This is a genomic window from Lacihabitans lacunae, from assembly GCF_042649125.1.
Taxonomy (GTDB): Bacteria; Bacteroidota; Bacteroidia; order Cytophagales; family Spirosomataceae; genus Leadbetterella; species Leadbetterella lacunae.
The window spans coordinates 2,441,452-2,459,113 of sequence record NZ_JBHRYQ010000001.1 but is presented as its reverse complement, the minus strand read 5'-3'; the positions used below and the strand labels follow the sequence as shown (position 1 = coordinate 2,459,113).

General features: G+C 39.2%; 13 protein-coding genes and 1 pseudogene. 11 read left to right on the top strand and 3 right to left on the bottom strand.

Translation table 11 applies throughout. The features are described from left to right. The first annotated feature begins 28 nt into the window (after window positions 1–28). From ACFOOI_RS10725 to ACFOOI_RS10700, 6 genes are all read left to right on the top strand, one after another. Window positions 29–1,306 carry a M24 family metallopeptidase gene (locus tag ACFOOI_RS10725; protein ID WP_379837861.1) on the top strand — a complete coding sequence of 426 codons (1,278 nt, stop codon included), beginning with the start codon at window positions 29–31 and terminating at the stop codon, window positions 1,304–1,306. 463 nt (window positions 1,307–1,769) lie between these two features. Then, a complete protein-coding gene (locus ACFOOI_RS10720; RefSeq protein WP_379837859.1) occupies window positions 1,770–4,280 on the top strand; it encodes a cation-translocating P-type ATPase in 2,511 nt (836 codons plus the stop codon). An 82-nt stretch (window positions 4,281–4,362) separates the two neighbouring features. Then, window positions 4,363–5,352, top strand: coding sequence for a 2-hydroxyacid dehydrogenase (locus ACFOOI_RS10715; protein ID WP_379837857.1), 990 nt, complete (start codon window positions 4,363–4,365; stop codon window positions 5,350–5,352). 70 nt (window positions 5,353–5,422) lie between these two features. Further along, window positions 5,423–7,942: a magnesium-translocating P-type ATPase gene (gene mgtA / locus ACFOOI_RS10710; protein ID WP_379837855.1), complete on the top strand. Its 2,520-nt coding sequence runs from the start codon at window positions 5,423–5,425 to the stop codon at window positions 7,940–7,942. Window positions 7,943–8,395: 453 nt separating this feature from the next. Next, complete coding sequence (locus tag ACFOOI_RS10705; protein ID WP_379837853.1) at window positions 8,396–9,106, top strand: YqjF family protein; 711 nt, start codon at window positions 8,396–8,398, stop codon at window positions 9,104–9,106. A gap of 115 nt (window positions 9,107–9,221) precedes the next feature. Continuing rightward, complete coding sequence (locus ACFOOI_RS10700; RefSeq protein ID WP_379837851.1) at window positions 9,222–10,115, top strand: NAD-dependent epimerase/dehydratase family protein; 894 nt, start codon at window positions 9,222–9,224, stop codon at window positions 10,113–10,115. Window positions 10,116–10,589: 474 nt separating this feature from the next. Here the strand turns inward: ACFOOI_RS10700 and ACFOOI_RS10695 are convergent, their stop codons facing one another. From ACFOOI_RS10695 to ACFOOI_RS10685, 3 genes are read right to left on the bottom strand one after another with little or no spacing between them, the layout of a single operon-like run. Beyond that, window positions 10,590–11,219 (bottom strand): NADPH-dependent F420 reductase, encoded by a 630-nt coding sequence (locus ACFOOI_RS10695; RefSeq protein WP_379837849.1) that lies wholly within the window; start codon window positions 11,217–11,219, stop codon window positions 10,590–10,592. A 13-nt stretch (window positions 11,220–11,232) separates the two neighbouring features. Further along, window positions 11,233–11,889, bottom strand: coding sequence for a hypothetical protein (locus ACFOOI_RS10690; protein ID WP_379837847.1), 657 nt, complete (start codon window positions 11,887–11,889; stop codon window positions 11,233–11,235). A gap of 17 nt (window positions 11,890–11,906) precedes the next feature. Continuing rightward, window positions 11,907–12,674, bottom strand: coding sequence for a type 1 glutamine amidotransferase domain-containing protein (locus ACFOOI_RS10685; RefSeq protein ID WP_379837845.1), 768 nt, complete (start codon window positions 12,672–12,674; stop codon window positions 11,907–11,909). A gap of 213 nt (window positions 12,675–12,887) precedes the next feature. Here ACFOOI_RS10685 and ACFOOI_RS10680 point away from each other — a divergent pair, with 213 nt between their 5' ends. From ACFOOI_RS10680 to ACFOOI_RS10660, 5 genes and pseudogenes are all read left to right on the top strand, one after another. Next, on the top strand, window positions 12,888–13,232 hold the full coding sequence (locus ACFOOI_RS10680) for a winged helix-turn-helix transcriptional regulator (RefSeq protein ID WP_379837843.1): 345 nt from the start codon (window positions 12,888–12,890) through the stop codon (window positions 13,230–13,232). A gap of 167 nt (window positions 13,233–13,399) precedes the next feature. Then, on the top strand, window positions 13,400–14,290 hold the full coding sequence (locus ACFOOI_RS10675) for a helix-turn-helix domain-containing protein (RefSeq protein WP_379837841.1): 891 nt from the start codon (window positions 13,400–13,402) through the stop codon (window positions 14,288–14,290). 93 nt (window positions 14,291–14,383) lie between these two features. After that, a complete protein-coding gene (locus tag ACFOOI_RS10670; protein WP_379837839.1) occupies window positions 14,384–15,244 on the top strand; it encodes an NmrA family NAD(P)-binding protein in 861 nt (286 codons plus the stop codon). After that, window positions 15,244–15,867 (top strand): annotated as a pseudogene (locus ACFOOI_RS10665) (NAD(P)H-dependent oxidoreductase). Before ACFOOI_RS10670 ends, ACFOOI_RS10665 begins: the two are co-directional and overlap by 1 nt. A gap of 411 nt (window positions 15,868–16,278) precedes the next feature. Next, window positions 16,279–17,643, top strand: coding sequence for an IS110 family transposase (locus tag ACFOOI_RS10660; protein WP_379834224.1), 1,365 nt, complete (start codon window positions 16,279–16,281; stop codon window positions 17,641–17,643). Window positions 17,644–17,662 lie beyond the last annotated feature (19 nt).

Here is a 17,662-nt window from a genome sequence, read left to right as displayed (position 1 = left end):
TAGTACATCATCAACCAGCATTAGCATTATGAACATTAACAGGAAAGATTTTCTCCGCTTAGGTGGCCTTGCAGCAGCCACGAGTTTGGTTACGGGTTTAACCTCGTGTGTAACCACCAACAAAAAAGATACGCCAAGCACTAGCACCTTGAAGCCAATGGCGGCCGACGTGGTGCCGATTTCGGTAGCCGAAAGAGAAGCGAGAATAGCCAAAGCACAGCGATTACTTTCCGAACAAAATATAGGAGCCTTGGTGCTAGACGCAGGCACCACCATGCATTATTTTACGGGGCTTCGCTGGTGGCCGAGCGAAAGGTCAATGCTAGTCATAATACCAGCCAAAGGAGAGGTAAAATACATCAGCCCGGCATTTGAAGAAGCCCGCTTGCGTGAGCAAATAACCATAGGCAAAGACGTGTATGCCTGGCAAGAAGACGAGAGTCCTTTTAGGTTGGCGGTTAAGGCCATCAAAGACGCCGGCGTAGCAGCTGGCGATATAGCAGTAGAAGAAAACGTCCGTTTTTTTATAGTAAATGGCATTCGCAAAGAAGGGCCGAGTTTTAACTTGGTCAGCGGAGACTCCATCACCATTCCGTGCCGCATGATTAAGTCAGCGGCCGAAATCAAACTGATGCAGCAGGCTTCTAATATTACGCTGGCGGCCATAAAACACAGCGTTGGGCTTTTGAGAGAGGGCATGACGCAGGGAGAACTTTCTTCTTTGATCATGAAAACTCAAAACCAACTTGGGGGCAATGCCGACTTCGCCTTGTGTTTGTTTGCCAAGTCATCGGCGTTTCCGCATGGGTCTAAGCAACCGCAGAAACTCCAGAAAGGCGACATCGTGTTGATGGACTGCGGCTGCACCTTACATGGGTATAATTCTGACATTACGCGAACCGTTGTTTTCGGTGCCGAGCCAACCAAAAGGCAGCAGGAAATTTGGTCGCTCGAAAAACAAGCACAGGCTGCGGGTTTTGCGGCAGCACAAATTGGAGCACCGTGTGAGGCCGTAGACGCCGCCGCCCGAAAGGTAATAACCGATGCAGGTTTTGGTCCGGAATACCAGCTGCCAGGTTTGCCACACCGCACCGGGCATGGCATTGGCCTAGATGGCCATGAATGGGGCAATATGGTGAAAGGCAACAAACAACTCCTAGTACCAGGCATGTGCTTCAGTATTGAACCTACCATCTCTATTATTGGCGAGTTTGGTGTGCGACTAGAAGACTGCGTTTACATGACCGAAAATGGCCCAAAGTGGTTTTCGGAGCCTAGTAAGTCTATTTTTGAGCCTTTTGGCTGAAAGTGAAAGCTATATTGTGGGGTGTTTTTCTTTTTATAATTTGTAAAGAATAATAATTATAAATTACTGTCAAACGGGTAATAAAAAAGAAAATACATCTTTACATCGCCCTGCACTGTTTGAGCACTGTTAAAATTCTTTTGGGAAGTATATTTTTATTAGAACAATGAAAATAAGAATTTTAATTGTGCGAGTTTGCAGGACGGTCGGCCGCTGCCGTGCAGTTTTTTTTGCTCCGTTTTTTTTGAAGGGTCCGGCCTACCGGAAAAATGGAGGCCCAGGCGGCAGCCGACACAAAGTAATTATGGGGTTATTTTCACTCAATTCAAAAAAAAGTTACTGAAAGGTAATTCTTGTGCGATTTGTTACTGAAATATACTTTTTCAGGCACCATTAATTATAAATTAGAGAAATACACTCAAGCCCCAAACCAAAATGCAGGCAATAAATCTTATATTTGGGAATGACTGAAAATCATTTTAATATATCGGGGCTTAGCAGCAGCGAGGTGCTGGCGTCGAGAGAAAAGTTTGGACAAAACACACTGGAGTTTAAAAACGAAAATGGCTTCTTAGAGACCTTAAAAGACATTTTTAAAGAACCCATGACCATCATGCTGTTGGTGGCGGCGTCTATATATTTTATAAGTGGCGAAACCGGCGACGGCATTTTTCTGGTGGTGGCCATTATCTTCATTACCTCCATTTCATTGTATCAAGACTCGCGAAGCAAAAATGCTTTGGAGAAACTCAAGGTGTTTTCTCAACCACAGTGTAAGGTAATTCGCGAGGGCGAAATCGTGGAAATATTGAGTGAAGATTTGGTAATGGGCGACTACCTGATGGTAGAAGAAGGTACCTCCATAACAGCGGATGGAATCATCGTGCATTCCAATGATTTTTCGGTAAATGAGTCCATTCTTACAGGTGAATCGTTTGCAGTTTTTAAAGACAAAGACCACGAAGACAACGCCATTTATAGCGGCACCACAGTTGCAAGCGGCTTGGCTATTGCCACCATTACGGCCATTGGAAATAACACCAAACTGGGCAAAATAGGCTCAAGTCTAGAAAGCATCAGCGAAGAAAAAACACCGCTCGAGATACAAATAGAGAATTTTGTAAAGAAAATGGCCGTTGTCGGTGCTATCGTTTTTTTAATCGTTTGGGGTATCAATTATTGGCATTCACACGACCTGCTGAATAGTCTGTTGCAATCGCTTACGCTGGCCATGAGTATTTTGCCTGAGGAAATTCCGGTGGCATTCACCACATTTATGGCTTTGGGGGCTTGGCGACTCATGAAAATGGGCATAGTGGTTAAGCAAATGAAAACTGTGGAGACGCTCGGCAGTGCCACGGTTATTTGTACCGACAAAACCGGCACCATCACCGAAAACAAGATGACACTCACCAAGCTTTTTTTACTTGCTTCAAATAAGGTTGTGGAGATAAAAGGGGCATTGACCGATCACGAAAAAAACTTGGTTACTATATCTATGTGGGCCAGCGAACCCATTCCATTTGACCCGATGGAGGTAGCACTGCACAAGACATACAAAGACCTAATCAAAGAAGACGAACGCCCAAATTATTCGCTCGTACATGAATATCCGCTAGGTGGCAAACCACCCATGATGACCCACATTTTTAAAAATAAAGAGGGCCATCGCATAATCGCGGCCAAAGGTGCTCCCGAGGCTCTGATTGAAGTTTCAAAGCTTTCGGATACTGAAAAACAGCAGGTTCACGCGGCCATTCAGCTTTTAGCCTCTGAGGGTTATCGGGTGTTGGGAGTTGGTATTTCTACTTTTTCGGGAGAGAAATATCCGGAGACACAACAAGAGTTTCCTTTCCAGTTCATTGGTTTGGTGGCCTTTAATGACCCACCGAAAAAGAACATCCAAAAAGTCCTCGAAGATTTTTATACCGCAGGCATCGGCGTAAAAATCATTACCGGCGACAATGCCGCCACCACCGGAGCCATAGCCAAACAAATTGGTTTCCGTGGGTATCAAAACTCCATTTCGGGCGATGAGTTGATGGAGTTGTCAGAACCAGAATTGAAAACAAAAGTGATGGAAACGGCGATATTTACCCGCATGTTTCCTGAGGCTAAGCTAAAGATTATCAATGCCTTAAAGGCTAATGATCAGATAGTGGCCATGACAGGCGATGGCGTAAACGATGGACCTGCACTTAAGGCCGCCCACATAGGCATAGCCATGGGCAAAAAGGGGACAGAAATAGCCAAACAAGCGGCTTCTTTGATACTGCTGGAAGACGATTTGTCTAAAATGGTAGATGCCGTGGCCATGGGCAGAAAGATATATACCAACCTCAAAAAGGCCATCCAATACATCATTTCTATTCACATTCCGATCATCCTTACAGTGTTTATTCCTTTGGCTTTGGGCTGGATTTACCCCAATATTTTTTCGCCGATACATATCATTTTCTTAGAGATTATAATGGGGCCTACCTGTTCTATTATTTATGAAAATGAGCCCATGGAAAAAAACACCATGATACATAAACCCAAGGCCCTTACCACTACTTTTTTTAACTGGAAAGAGCTTTCTATGAGTATTTTGCAAGGGGTAATGATTACCGCAGGCACACTGTTTGTGTACCAATATGCGGTTACAAATGGCTACGATGAAGCCCTGACCCGCACCATGACTTTCACAGTTTTGATAGCCGCCAATATTTTCTTGACGCTGATAAATCGCTCATTTTATTATTCGATATTTACTACCTTGATGTATAAAAATAACCTCGTGCTGCTCATCATTTCCCTCACTGTGGCATTAGTTGGGCTAATACTTTTTGTGCCAGCTTTAACCACTTTTTTTGAATTCGAAACTATAAATATCACCCAACTTGGCATTTGCGTAGGCATAGGTTTCATTTCGGTCATTTGGTTTGAAGGAGTGAAATTGTATAAAAGGATAAGTGGGGATAAAGAGAAGTAGGTATAAAAACTAATATTTCACCAAAGGCAAAAGTGTTTGTTTTTTGTCAAAAAATAAGTTCATAAATTAATAATAAGTATCCATGAAAATAGCTGTATTTAGCACTAAACCATACGATCAAGAGTACTTTGAAAAGTATATGGAAAGCCACAATTTTGAATTCACTTTTTTTGAAACACAGCTAAACAAAACTACCGCCAACCTCACGGCGGGTTATAATGTGGTCTGTGTTTTTGTAAATGACAAAGTGGATGACAACACCATCAAAATTCTTCAAAAAAACGGCATTGGCTTAATTGCCTTACGCTGTGCGGGCTACAACAATGTGGACCTGGCGTCGGCCAAAAGGAATCAGATAAAAGTGGTGCGAGTGCCCGCATATTCGCCCGAGGCGGTGGCTGAGCACGCTGTGGCTTTGATTTTGACCTTAAACCGAAAAACGCACAAAGCATACAACCGGGTAAGGGAAGGCAACTTTTCGTTGAACAAACTCATTGGTTTTAACCTACACGGCAAAACCGTGGGCGTAATAGGAACCGGAAAAATAGGAGCTACTTTTTGTAAAATTATAAAAGGATTTGGCTGTAATATTATTGCCTTTGACATGTACAAATCTGAGGAGTTGATACAGCTCGGGGTGCAATACAAAACTTTGGATGAGGTCTATCAGGAAGCCGATATCATATCGTTGCACTGTCCGCTTAATCCTGATACAAAACACATCGTCAATAAAGAAGCCATAGCTTTGATGAAAAATGGCATAATGATCATCAACACAAGTAGGGGAGGCCTGATAAATACCGCGGATATTATTGACGGATTGGCCAATGAGAAAATCGGCTACTTGGGCATTGATGTATATGAGCAAGAAGAAAATTTATTTTTCAAAGATCTTTCAGAAAGCATCATTCCCGATGATATGATATTGCGACTAATAAGTTTTCCGAATGTGTTGATAACCGCCCACCAAGCGTATTTTACCAAAGAGGCCATGGAAGAAATCACCCTCACGACCTTAAACAACATCAAGGAATTTGAGTCAGGCGTTTCTCTAAAAAATGAGCTGCTTTGATTAGGATATTCTGAAATAGATGTAGCTTAGTGTCGTCGATTTAACTCAAAATATTAGCGAAAGTTATCGTATGCAAACTAAAGTAGAAAATCAGTTTTGGAAGTATGATTCCTCATATTGGCTAAAACAGCTAAATGCTTCATTGTCAGGTTTGTCGAAATCAGATTCGGAGCGTATTTTACAAAGTCAGGGTCTTCGGCCAAAAAATAAATCCGGATTTAAAAAGGATGTTTTGCTGTTTGTAAATCAGTTTAAAAGCCCACTTATGCTGCTGCTTATCGGAGCAGTGATTATTTCGGCCTTCCTCGGCGACAATTCCGATGTTTTTATTATTCTTTTTATAGTTTTATCTACAGGTCTTTTAAGTTTTTTTCAAGAAAGAAATGCTGGAAAAGTAGTAGAAAAACTCCAGTCGATGATTTCCCTAAAAGCCACTGTTTTGCGTGATGGCATACCACAGGAAATTGCCTCAAAGCTTATTGTGGCGGGAGATGTTATCATATTGAAAGCCGGAGACATGCTGCCGGCCGACTGCCTGATTATTGAGTCGGATGAGCTTTACGCCAATGAGTCGAGTTTGACAGGTGAATCATACCCTGCCAGAAAAGAATCGGGCGTTTTGGATGAGCAAACCGAGCTTTCAAAACGCACCAATTGCCTGTGGGAAGGAACCAATATTGTAAGCGGAAACGCAAAAGCTTTGGTGATACAGACAGGCGAGCAGACAATATTTGGGAGTATTGCCAACAGTGCCTCAGCTACGGTAGAAACTACTTTCGAAAAGGGCATAAAAGACTTTGGTTATTTTTTGATGAAAATCACGCTCTCGCTGGCGGTTTTTATACTTTTTGTGAATCTCTTGAGCCACAAAGGCATAATAGAATCTGCACTTTTTGCATTGGCATTGGCCGTAGGTATGGCTCCCGAACTATTGCCCGCTATCACCACTATAGCTATGAGTGCTGGAGCAAAGCGGTTATTGGCCAAAAAAGTAATCGTAAAAAAACTCAATTCGATACAAAACCTGGGCGAAGTAAATTTGTTATGTACGGATAAAACGGGCACCATCACTGAAGGGCTCATAAAAGTAGCGGGTTTGGTAGATGGACTGGGCAATGAGAGTGAATTAGTGAAACAATTGGCATATTGGAACGCCTCAATGGAGGCCGGGTATTCAAACCCGATAGACGACGCCCTCAAAAAACTGACATTTGAAACCCAAAAAGTAGCTGAAAAAATAGGAGAGGTGCCGTATGATTTTATCAGAAAAAGGTTGAGCATTGCGGTCCGCACCGAAAAAGAAAACATACTCATCAGCAAAGGGGCGTTTACACAAATACTCAGTATATGTACCAAAGTAAATTTGGGAAATGACACTGTAGAAAACATCGCAGAGCACGAAGCGGAACTAGCGAACAAGTTTAACCAATATGGCTCTGATGGTTTGCGAGCCATAGCTATTTGTTACAAAGTGATTTCTACTTCTGAAATAAGCAAAGAAGATGAAAACGAAATGGTTTTTGCCGGTTTTATTTTGATGAACGACCCCGTCAAACCCGACATCGAGGAAATAATTGGCGAATTGAGCAAACTTAAAGTTGGACTAAAAATTATCACGGGAGACAACATCCATATCGCCAAGTCGATTGCACTCCAAATTGGCATTAAAGATCCAGTGGTTATGACCGGAAAAGAACTATTTAATACCAGTTCAGAAGCCTTAAAATTGCTTGTTAAGCAAACCCACATTTTTGCGGAAGTGGAGCCGCAGCAGAAAGAACGGGTCATACGAGCACTGATGCAAACGTATACTGTAGCTTACATGGGCGACGGCATCAATGATGTTTCGGCTATTAACGCCGCCGATGTAGGCATATCGGTAGAAAACGCGGTAGATGTGGCTAGAGAAGCGGCCGATTTTGTGCTGATGGAGAAAGACCTAATGGTGCTCGTAGACGGTATTAAAGAAGGTCGAAAAACTTTCGCGAATACCTTAAAGTACCTGTATATCAGTACTGGTTCTACATTTGGCAATATGTGCAGTATGGCCGCAGCCTCATTGGTGTTGCCTTTTTTACCCATGCTTCCCAAGCAAATTCTTTTGACAAATTTCCTGACAGATTTTCCATTTTTAACCGTCACCACTGACAACGTAGACCAAGAGCAATTAGACAGGCCGGGCAAATGGAACCTGAAACTTATTCGCAGTTATATGGTCATTTTTGGTATTCACAGTTCGCTGTTTGATCTCTTGACTTTTATGACACTATATGTTGTGCTAAAGGCCAAAGAATCGGAATTTCAAACGGGCTGGTTTATTGAGTCGGTTTTGTCAGAACTCTTTATTGTTTTTATAATCAGAACACACAAAAATTTCTTTAAAAGCAGACCAGGCAAGTATCTATTTATTCTAAGTTTTATTGCCTTGGCTCTGACCATCGGTTTACCTTATTTGCCGATTGCCAATGACATTGGCCTAACGCCCCTGCCAATGGTAAACCTGGGAGCTATGCTGCTGATAGTGGCGGCCTATATTTTCACGGCTGACGTATTAAAAGTATGGTTTTTTAAAAAATATCAGAACGCTTAAGTCGGGTCAAACTTACATATAATTTAAAAGATTGTAGCTGTATTTTTGGCCACTTAAAAGGGTAAAGTCGTATAACAAATTGCCGCATGGAGGTGTTGTGCTGTTAAGAATTAGGAAGTGCAATAAAAATACTGTCAAACGGGTAAAAAAATAGAAAATAAATCTTTATATCGCCCTGCACTGTTTGAGCACTGTTAAAATTCTTTTGGGTAGTATATTTTTATTAGAACATTGACAATAAGAATTTTAATTGTGCGAGTTTGCAGGGTGCTGTTTTTTTTGCTCCGTTTTTTTTCGAAAAAAAATGGAGGCCCCGCTGGCAGGCGACCCAGTTAATGAAAGGGGGTGTTTTTCAAAATGGTTAAAAAATGGCTTTAATTGTAGGTTTAAGCTATGTTTTCTTTAAAAATAAAAATTAACCGTTTAACAGTATATTAAAATCAAAAAAATAGAATGAGTTTTTTAAACGCCGAATGGCGAAAATTGGCAATTGCTAACTATGCGATACAACCAGAAGTGCTTACCCCTTACATTCCGGCCGGCACTGAGCTCGATTTGTGGGGAGGCAAATGCTTCGTGAGCTTGATTGGTTTTATGTTTGTCAATACCAAGTTGTTAGGCATCAAAATTCCTTTTCATACCGATTTTGAGGAGGTTAACCTGAGGTTTTATGTCAAAAGACTGGAGCACGGCACCTGGAAACGCGGCGTGGTTTTTATCAAAGAAATAGTTCCGAAACCGGCTTTGACTATTATTGCAAATGCGGTCTACAAAGAGCACTACCAAACGCTACCTATGCGGCACCAATGGCAAGAAACTGAAACCGAAAGAACGGTGGGCTATTTTTGGAAAAAGAATAAACAGTGGCAGTCTTTTAAAGTTGTGGCAGAATTGGCCTCTTCTGAAATAGAGCCAAACAGCGAAACCGAGTTTATCACCGAACACTATTGGGGCTACGCCAAAGTGAGCGAAACCGTAAGCAACGAATATGAAGTGACGCACCCCAAATGGCGACAATATAAGGTGAAAGATACCACGATAGACGTAGACTTTGGGCTGGTGTACGGTGCAAACTTTGAGTTTTTAAATACCATGAAACCCAACTCGGTGATGCTAGCAGAAGGCTCCGAGATAACCGTGGAAGGCAAAAAGACAATAAAATAATACAAATTCCAAAGGCCAAAAGCCCAATTCGTGTATTTTTGTGGAGGCAAGTAGTTTTTTAGCAATACTAAAATAACGAAGAACCCATAATAAAACCTTAAAACCGATACGCATTATGAGAATATTTTTTACGGGAGGCTCAGGAAAAGCAGGAAAACACGTGATCCCATATTTGTTGGAGCAGGGGCACAGGGTCATGAATGTAGACCTGACACCGCTAAACCACCCAGGGGTAGACAACCTGATAGCCGATATCACCGACTCAGGCCAAATGTTTAATGCCATGAGCTCCTATGCTGGACTAGACGAACTGGAGGCCTGCAGTGGCGTACCTAAGTTTGACGCCGTGGTGCACTTTGCGGCGGTGCCCCGTATCTTAATCAAGCCTGACAATGAGACGTTTAGGGTCAACACCATCGGTACTTACAATGTGATAGAAGCAGCCGTGAAACTCGGCATCAAAAAGATCATTATTGCGTCTTCAGAGACCACCTACGGCATCTGTTTTTCTGATGGCGAAACCAACCCACAGTCGCTTCCGCTAGAAGAAGACTACGACGTGGACCCGATGGATAGCTACGGTTTATCTAAAGTGGTAAACGAAAAAACTGCTCGGAGTTTTCAGCGTCGCTCGGGGTTTGATATATATGCCCTCCGAATCGGCAATGTGATTGAGCCGCACGAATACGCCATTAATTTCCCTCATTATTTTAAGAGCCCGGAGGTGAGACGCCGAAATGCGTTTTGCTACATAGACGCCCGCGACTTGGGACAAATAGTAGATTTGTGTCTCCAAAAAGACGGCCTAGGGTATCAGGTTTTCAATGCCGGAAACGACCACAACGGAGCCATATTGCCTACCAAAGATTTGGCCGAAAAGTTCTTTCCCGGTGTGCCATTTACCCGAGAAATGGGCGAGCATGAAGCCCTATTTTCAAACCTGAAAATCAGAGAGATGTTGGGCTTCAAGGAGCAACACAACTGGCGAAAGTATGTAAAAGCCGAATAAAAGCAGCATCACATTTTTTGTTAGTTAGCAAAAATAAAATATGGAGAATAACCGTAGTCGATAATACGATTTTATACCAAAAGAGCCGGATGTTTACATGCATCCGGCTCTTTTTTTAGTTTGGGAGAAAAAGGAAAATCCATGAACTAAAAATAGACAGCCGTTTGTAACGGTTAAAAACGATACTACGCAATGCAACACCAAAAAAAGCAATAAAAAAAACACTACAGACATTCACTAAAAAAAACAGCGAATAAGCCACAAATAGCCCATTTTAACCCTAAAACAAAATCACTTGTAAATCAAAAAACCATTCCATAAATTTACCAAAGAATAAACAAATCCAAGTAGCTAAAATCCAATTACAAAAACGTCTAGCTGCCTAAAAACTCACTACAGACTTATGTGATATTGACGCTAGTTTTGGGGTGGAAGTTGGATTTATGACAATGTTCTATGCCATTTGAAAAAACCCTACCGTTCCAAATAAGCCCAAGTGAAATGTGGATGATGACCATTGGCTCTAACCATTTTTACCCAAAGTAAAGTCATATGTTCTAAATGGAGAGACTGTGATAAGTTACCAGTATCTAAAGTTTGAAAACCTAAATCTGAATTTAACAAACTGACTTGTTTTTTACTTTCATCATTATTACCAGCAATCATCATTACGGGCTTTACATTATATTTCGAGAAGTTTGAATTTTCTAAATTCTCAAACCCATAAATTGTGTACGACTTTACAACATTTGAATTTAAAGCCCATTCTTGGACTTTTTCTGCACCAGAAATTTGACTCTGCAATCCGTGAGAAATTCCTGCACCAACAGGATTTGTGCAATCGACTAATGTTTTACCTCTAAAATCTAATGGTTTAAGAATATCCTCATTATATTTAAAAGGTGTTGCCAAAAATATGACGTCTGCAATATCTATTGCTTCTTGAATTGGTAAAGCCTTAAAATCACTATTCTTCCTTTGTGCACTTAAAACACTTTCACTCTTTATATCATTATGAGCAATAACAATGTCGCGTCCTTTTTTTTGTAAATTATTGGCTAATGCAAAACCCACATTACCAATTCCAATAAATGCTAATTTCATAATTACTTTTCCTTTAAAACTGTTTTCTTAAAAATACGCCAGGATTTATATCTGTATCTGAAAACCTACTTTCGTTTAAATTAACTGCCAATCCAAATTGATAGCCTTTCTTATCAATACCCAGACGTATTCGCTGTACGCTACTTAAATGACCAATCTCGCTAAATGCAGAGAATAATTCTAAACTTGTGTACATTTTCCAATCGTTTTTTATTGTTGGCGTATATCTGATAATTGAAAACCAACTATACAAAAGTTCATCATTGATATTGATAGAAGGCAAAGCATAAATCATAACTGTTTTTGTTGCCTTGAAATAGTGTATCCCAACATCTACGCCAGAACCAATAGTAGAAATACGACCCAATACTGTTCCACCAACTCCTTTCTTTGTTGTATAGTTCAGATAAGCACCTGTAAATAAATTAGTGTTTTGATGGTCATATTCAGCAGTTGCCCTTGCTCTACTAAAAAGTGATATTTTCCTATCTTCATCAAAAAATTTCAAGTACTGTGCATCTATAAAAATTCGCTCTGTACCTAACATAGTTTCAAAACTTTGTGCTGAAACTTTTGATGACCAAAAAATAAAAAGAATAATCGGAAGTATTTTAACATTCATATCCAAACTCTGCAAAATGGGAAAGGGCAAATTTTGCAATTTGCCCATCAGTTTTTATTGATTTCTTATTTGTTTAATAACTCAACAACCATTTTAGCTGCTGCTGCACCTGAATTTTGTTGTTGACCTGTAATCAAATTACCGTCAGTAATTGCATATGAAGAAAATGGAGCTGCAACCTTAAAATTTGTATTAGACAATTTATTTGCTTCATCTTCAATTCGGTAAGGTTGTATTTTCATTCCAACCGCTTTATCTGCGTATTCTTCTTCAGCATTTGCAAAGCCTGTCCAAGTTTTATTTTTTACAATAAGCTCACCATTTGATTTTTTAGCTTCCAATAACAATGTAGCTGAATGACAGACAGCTGCACTTGGCTTTCCTGATTCATAGAAGTTTGCAAAGAGTTTCTGTAAATCTTCGTTTCCTTTAAATGTGTACATTGGACCTTGACCGCCAACCAAAAATATGGCATCGTAATCATTAGCATTTACATCTGTTAATTTTTTGGTATTATCTAACATTTGATTGAACCATTCTTGTTGCATATATCCTAAAGAAATAACATCGTGAGCAGAATAACCGCTTTCATCTGTAGGATTAGAATACCCATCCATTACAATTTTTCCACCTTCTGTTGACGCTAACTCTACTTCATATCCTGCTTCTTGAAAAACGTGTAGAGGGTGTGTCAATTCTGCTGCCCAAAAACCAATAGGCCAACCCGTTTGCTTTGACACAGTAGGACTACTTGCAACCATTAATATTTTTCCTCTAAAAGGCATACCGTGCGAATGCACATAACTGCTTGTTTCTTTTACTTGCGTTTTCATTTCTTCTTTTATTTTTGATTGATTAGACGATTGTGATTGACACGAATTGAAAGTCATTAGACTTAATAGTGCGATTAGAAAATTTATTTTTACCATTTTTAAAATATTATTTGTTTCGACTGCAAATTTGACAAAATTACTTACCTTTGACAATATACTTACTCATTTGAGAGGTACTAACTTTTAAGAAAGTAATATATAAATCAACACTTTATGCCTGATTTTATCTATAACAATAAAGTTTATTACAATCCAGTCGAGTTTGCAATGGACAGAATTGGTGGTACTTGGAAAATGCCAATTCTATGGCGTCTAAAGGAGAGAGTATTCCGATTTGGCGAATTAAAAAAGGACATTCCGCACATTACGGATAAGATGCTTACCAGCCAGTTAAGGCAATTGGAAAACGAAGGATTTATAAACAGAAAAGTATATGCGGTTGTACCACCAAAAGTTGAGTATTCAATAACAGAGAAAGGGTTGACAGCAATTCCAATAATCGAGACAATCCGAAATTATGGACTTGAATTAATGGAAAAAGAAGGACTGAAGGAATAATAAAACGGCATAGAACAATGTATATAAAAAATAGGCGAAATAGTATTAAAATCAAGGGTTTAGACTCGTATCAAACTTTGTGCTTAACCGAAACTTTAGTGATTCGAAATCGCCCACTTTTCATATACTAACCATTAGGCGATATATTAACAGACACACTGGAAGCATTGAAACAGCACATCAGACGCTTTTTAGAAATCAACGAGTTTTTTGAAACCACAGGTTTTGAGAAGCGGACAGATATTGCCGACTTTTTTGTCTTTCGATTTGATGAACTGCCTAAGGACAACGCGTTGAAAATGCCACCTTATCAAAAAGATTTTTATCAAGTTTCTTTAATTATGATTTCAGGAAATGCAGTTGCTGACATCAACGAACAATCAAACAAGACACTTGAAAACACGTTATATTTCCTTTCACCAGAACATATTTTTTCTTGGCAACGCAATATCCAAACCACAGGATTTGTGGTATATTTCAAAACAGCCTTTTTGAATTTTTTTAGTGGAAATTTCAAAAATGAATTTTCATTCTTTAACCTTTCAGAACAAAACTTTTTGAAACTTGAAAATGAACAAGCTGCCGAATTGGCTTCTGACTTTGAAAAAATACATAAAGAATATTATACCCCAAATCCTTACCGAGTTCAAATCTTACAGTCATTTTTATTATCTCTTTTGTTCAAATACAAAAGTTTGCAGGAAGTAATCGGCAGAACCAATAACAAACCATCAAAAAAACAAGAATTGGTGTTTCAATTTCAAAATTTGGTGACCAATTGTTACATCAAGCACAAACAAGTTGGCGAATATGCAAAAGAATTAAATATATCGGCAAACACACTCAATCAAACAGTTAAAGAAATTTTAGGGAAAACAGCCAAAGAATTAATTTCAGAAAAAATCATTCAAGAAAGTAAGAAGAGATTAAAGTATTCAACAGACGATGTTTCAGAAATTGCCTATTCCATTGGTTTTGAAGAACCAACGCACTTCATTAGATTTTTCAAAAAGCAAACAGCTACCACCCCAAAAGAGTACAGAAACAGTCAAATGTAATTTTGGTCATTATCCCATTGTTTTTGGTTATCAGTAAGGCGTCCCATTGGCTCATCTTTGCATTATCAAATAACAACTAAAATTTACAAAACAATGGAACAAGTAGTCGTATTAGGTGCCACCGGAAATATTGGCACAGCAGTTTTAAAAAACTTGCAAAATAGAAATGTAGAAGTCTTTGCGGGTGTTCAATCAGAAAAAGATTTTGAAAAAGTAAGCCAGTTGGGTGCAAAGCCAATCGTTGTAAACTTTACCGACCAAGACAGTTTGAACCAAGCGTTAAAAGGCAAAGACCGTGTATTTTTGGTTACACCTTTAATGCAAAACCCAGAAGCCGTAACGCAAATGCTTATCAAAGCAGCCAAGTTGAACGGATTAAAGCACCTAATAAGAAGTACCGCATCAGGAGCAGACAGCAATGGACAAATTCAAATGGCTCGTTGGGCAGGTGCAAGCGAAGATTTAATCAAAGCATCAGGTTTAAACTATACCATCATTAGACCATACAGTTTTTTGCAAAACTTCATCAATTTTCACAGCCAAACCATCAAAGCATACAATGGATTTTATCTTCCTGTTGGGGATGCAAAGTTATCAATGTTGGATATCAATGATTTGGGCGAGGTGGCAGCTATTGCTTTAACAAGTGATGAACATTTTGGTAAAACGTATGAATTGAGTGGCTTGACGTACACCAACGAAGGTTTAGCAGAAACATTAAGTACCATTTTAGGCAGAAAGATAACTTATATTGATGTTCCAGAAGAAAAGGCAAAACAAAGTATGCTTTCTAACCATATGCCCGAATGGATGGTCAATGCCATGATGGAGCTAAACTATATCACCAAACAAGGTTGGACAGCAGGCTATTCTGACGATTTCAAAAACATTACAGGAAGAGAATACACTAATGCAGAAACATTTTTCACCAATAACAAACAAGCATTTTTATAATGAAGGCATACATTGTATTCGCACATCCTAATTTGCAGTCTTACAACGGACAACTAAGAAATACAGCTATCCAAACGCTTGAAGCGTTTGGATGGTCTGTTTCCGTTAGTGACTTGTATCAAATGAAATTCAAAGCATCGGCAGATGAAGACGCCTTCACGAACCTTTACAAGGTTGATTTTTTTGATTTGCAGGTAGAACAACAACCAGCTTCTCAAAGACAGACCTACTCGGCAGACATTACAAGAGAACACCAACTATTAAACGAATCAGATTTGATTATTTTTCAATTTCCGCTTTGGTGGTATAGTATGCCAGGGCTTTTAAAAGGCTAAATTGACAGAGTTTTTAGTATGGGTTGGGCGTATGGTGGCGGACAAGCTTTGGCAGGAAAAAGAATTTTAGTAAGTATGACCACAGGTGCACCTGATTTTGCTTGGACACCAGAAAAACGCTGTACAATCAACGACATTTTCAAACATTTATTTGTCGGCACTTTTGGACTATGTGGAATGGAAAACCTTGAACCTTTTATCGTTTATGGTGCAAAAAGACACTCCGAAATGGACAAAAAAACTATCTTTGAAAATTATAAAAAACGGCTGACAGAAATTGTGAAATAAGAAATACATTGCCTAACAGCACCTACCCAAAAGTGACGATTCAGTGGTTAAATCAAGCTTTGTGCTTCTATCAAAGTTTGTGCTTGGTTGACATTGAAGTGTTTCGAAATCGCCACCTTCGGGTAGCTGTAAAACGTTAGCGGCAATCCAGCATATAAGCCTCGCCCATTAACTTAGTATGCTAACGTGGAAGCACTTATGAAACAATTCCTTAAATTTGAAAACTCATTGCAAGGCCGATTTTTAAACTGTTGCGTAATAGCACGAGGGCAATCCTGGTTGGAGTGTGTGTCATAACTTAAGTGGCGGTTCTGTTCCGGTTACTATCAGAATACGAAACCCCGTTCAGAATATTTATTATTCCAAAAGAGCACTCCCTTTGAGTATTTTTTAAATTAAAACTCAAATTTTATGGATCAAAAAACTGAATCATTATCCATGGAAATTGTCAATCCTAATGCCGCAGGAATTGACATAGGTAGCCGCTCTCATTGGGTCTCAGTAGGTCAAAAAGAAAAAGACATCAAAGAGTTTGGTGTTTTTAATGAAGACCTTCAGTCCATTGCCGATTGGCTTGACGAAAACAAAGTAACCACTGTAGCCATGGAAAGCACGGGTACTTATTGGCAGGCACTTTATGCAGTTTTGATAAATCGCGGTTTTCAGGTGATTTTGTGTAATGGTAAATTTACCAAAAACATTAAAGGCCGTAAAACGGACATTCAAGACTGTGCTTGGATTCAAAAACTCCACAGTATTGGTCTTTTATCAGGTAGTTTTCTGCCCGATGAAGCCACCGAGCAACTACGGACTTATTGCAGACACAGAGCCAACTTACTTGACATGGCTGCAAGCACTCAAAAGAAGATGCAAAAATACCTGCGACTTCTTAATTTGAGACTGGACGTGGTAGTAAATGACATATGTGGACTTACAGGAATGGCAATAATAGAAGCAATTTGCAAAGGCGAAACAAAACCTGAAAAACTAGCAGAGCTTAGACATGGGAACTGTAGAAAATCAGAAGCTGAAATAGCTAAAGCTCTTGAAACTAATGGTAGAATGGACTATTTATTTGCTCTTCAGCAAGAACTTGATATGTATAAAATCATTCAAACAAAAATCACAGCTTGTGATACAGAAATAGAGAAAATGCTGAATAAGATTATTGATCAAGACGATAATAAAAGGCAACATTATATTGACAAAAAATCACATAAAAGGATCAATAAAAATACTCCCAAAAACATAGATTTAAACATAGTAGGCTACCAATATTTTGAAGGCGTTGACCTCATGGAAATTGAAGGTTTTTCGCATGGAACAATCCTGCATTTAATAAGTGAAGTTGGCTTAGAAGGTATAAAGAAATTCCAAACAGCCAAACAGTTTGCAAGTTGGTTAAGGTTAGCTCCCAATAATAAGAAAACTGGTGGTAAAATAATATCAAGTAAGGTTCCAAAAGGAAGTAATCGACTAAAAATAGCCTTAAGGAACGCTGCGAATGCAATTGGGAATTTAAAAGACTCAACTCCTTTAAGAGATTTTTTTCAGAGAATAAACTTTAAAAAAGGAAGAGTATCAGCAATTAGTGCTACTGCACGAAAATTGGCGGTAATAGTATGGAATATGGTAACAAAAGGTACAAGATACATAAACCCCGAAGGCTATTTGTTTTTAGATCAAAAAAGAAAGCTAGGCTTGGTCAAAAGAATTCAAAAACAAATTGATAAATTTGGATTGACAAGCGAAGACCTCGAAGTGATAATCAATTGATATTCAACGCATAAAAAAA

Coding starts and splice junctions, on each gene's coding strand:
- ACFOOI_RS10725 (WP_379837861.1), top strand. CDS start 29: ATGAACATTAACAGGAAAGATTTTCTCCGCTTAGGTGGCCTTGCAGCA.
- ACFOOI_RS10720 (WP_379837859.1), top strand. CDS start 1,770: ATGACTGAAAATCATTTTAATATATCGGGGCTTAGCAGCAGCGAGGTG.
- ACFOOI_RS10715 (WP_379837857.1), top strand. CDS start 4,363: ATGAAAATAGCTGTATTTAGCACTAAACCATACGATCAAGAGTACTTT.
- mgtA (WP_379837855.1), top strand. CDS start 5,423: ATGCAAACTAAAGTAGAAAATCAGTTTTGGAAGTATGATTCCTCATAT.
- ACFOOI_RS10705 (WP_379837853.1), top strand. CDS start 8,396: ATGAGTTTTTTAAACGCCGAATGGCGAAAATTGGCAATTGCTAACTAT.
- ACFOOI_RS10700 (WP_379837851.1), top strand. CDS start 9,222: ATGAGAATATTTTTTACGGGAGGCTCAGGAAAAGCAGGAAAACACGTG.
- ACFOOI_RS10695 (WP_379837849.1), bottom strand. CDS start 11,219: ATGAAATTAGCATTTATTGGAATTGGTAATGTGGGTTTTGCATTAGCC.
- ACFOOI_RS10690 (WP_379837847.1), bottom strand. CDS start 11,889: ATGGGCAAATTGCAAAATTTGCCCTTTCCCATTTTGCAGAGTTTGGAT.
- ACFOOI_RS10685 (WP_379837845.1), bottom strand. CDS start 12,674: ATGAAAACGCAAGTAAAAGAAACAAGCAGTTATGTGCATTCGCACGGT.
- ACFOOI_RS10680 (WP_379837843.1), top strand. CDS start 12,888: ATGCCTGATTTTATCTATAACAATAAAGTTTATTACAATCCAGTCGAG.
- ACFOOI_RS10670 (WP_379837839.1), top strand. CDS start 14,384: ATGGAACAAGTAGTCGTATTAGGTGCCACCGGAAATATTGGCACAGCA.
- ACFOOI_RS10660 (WP_379834224.1), top strand. CDS start 16,279: ATGGATCAAAAAACTGAATCATTATCCATGGAAATTGTCAATCCTAAT.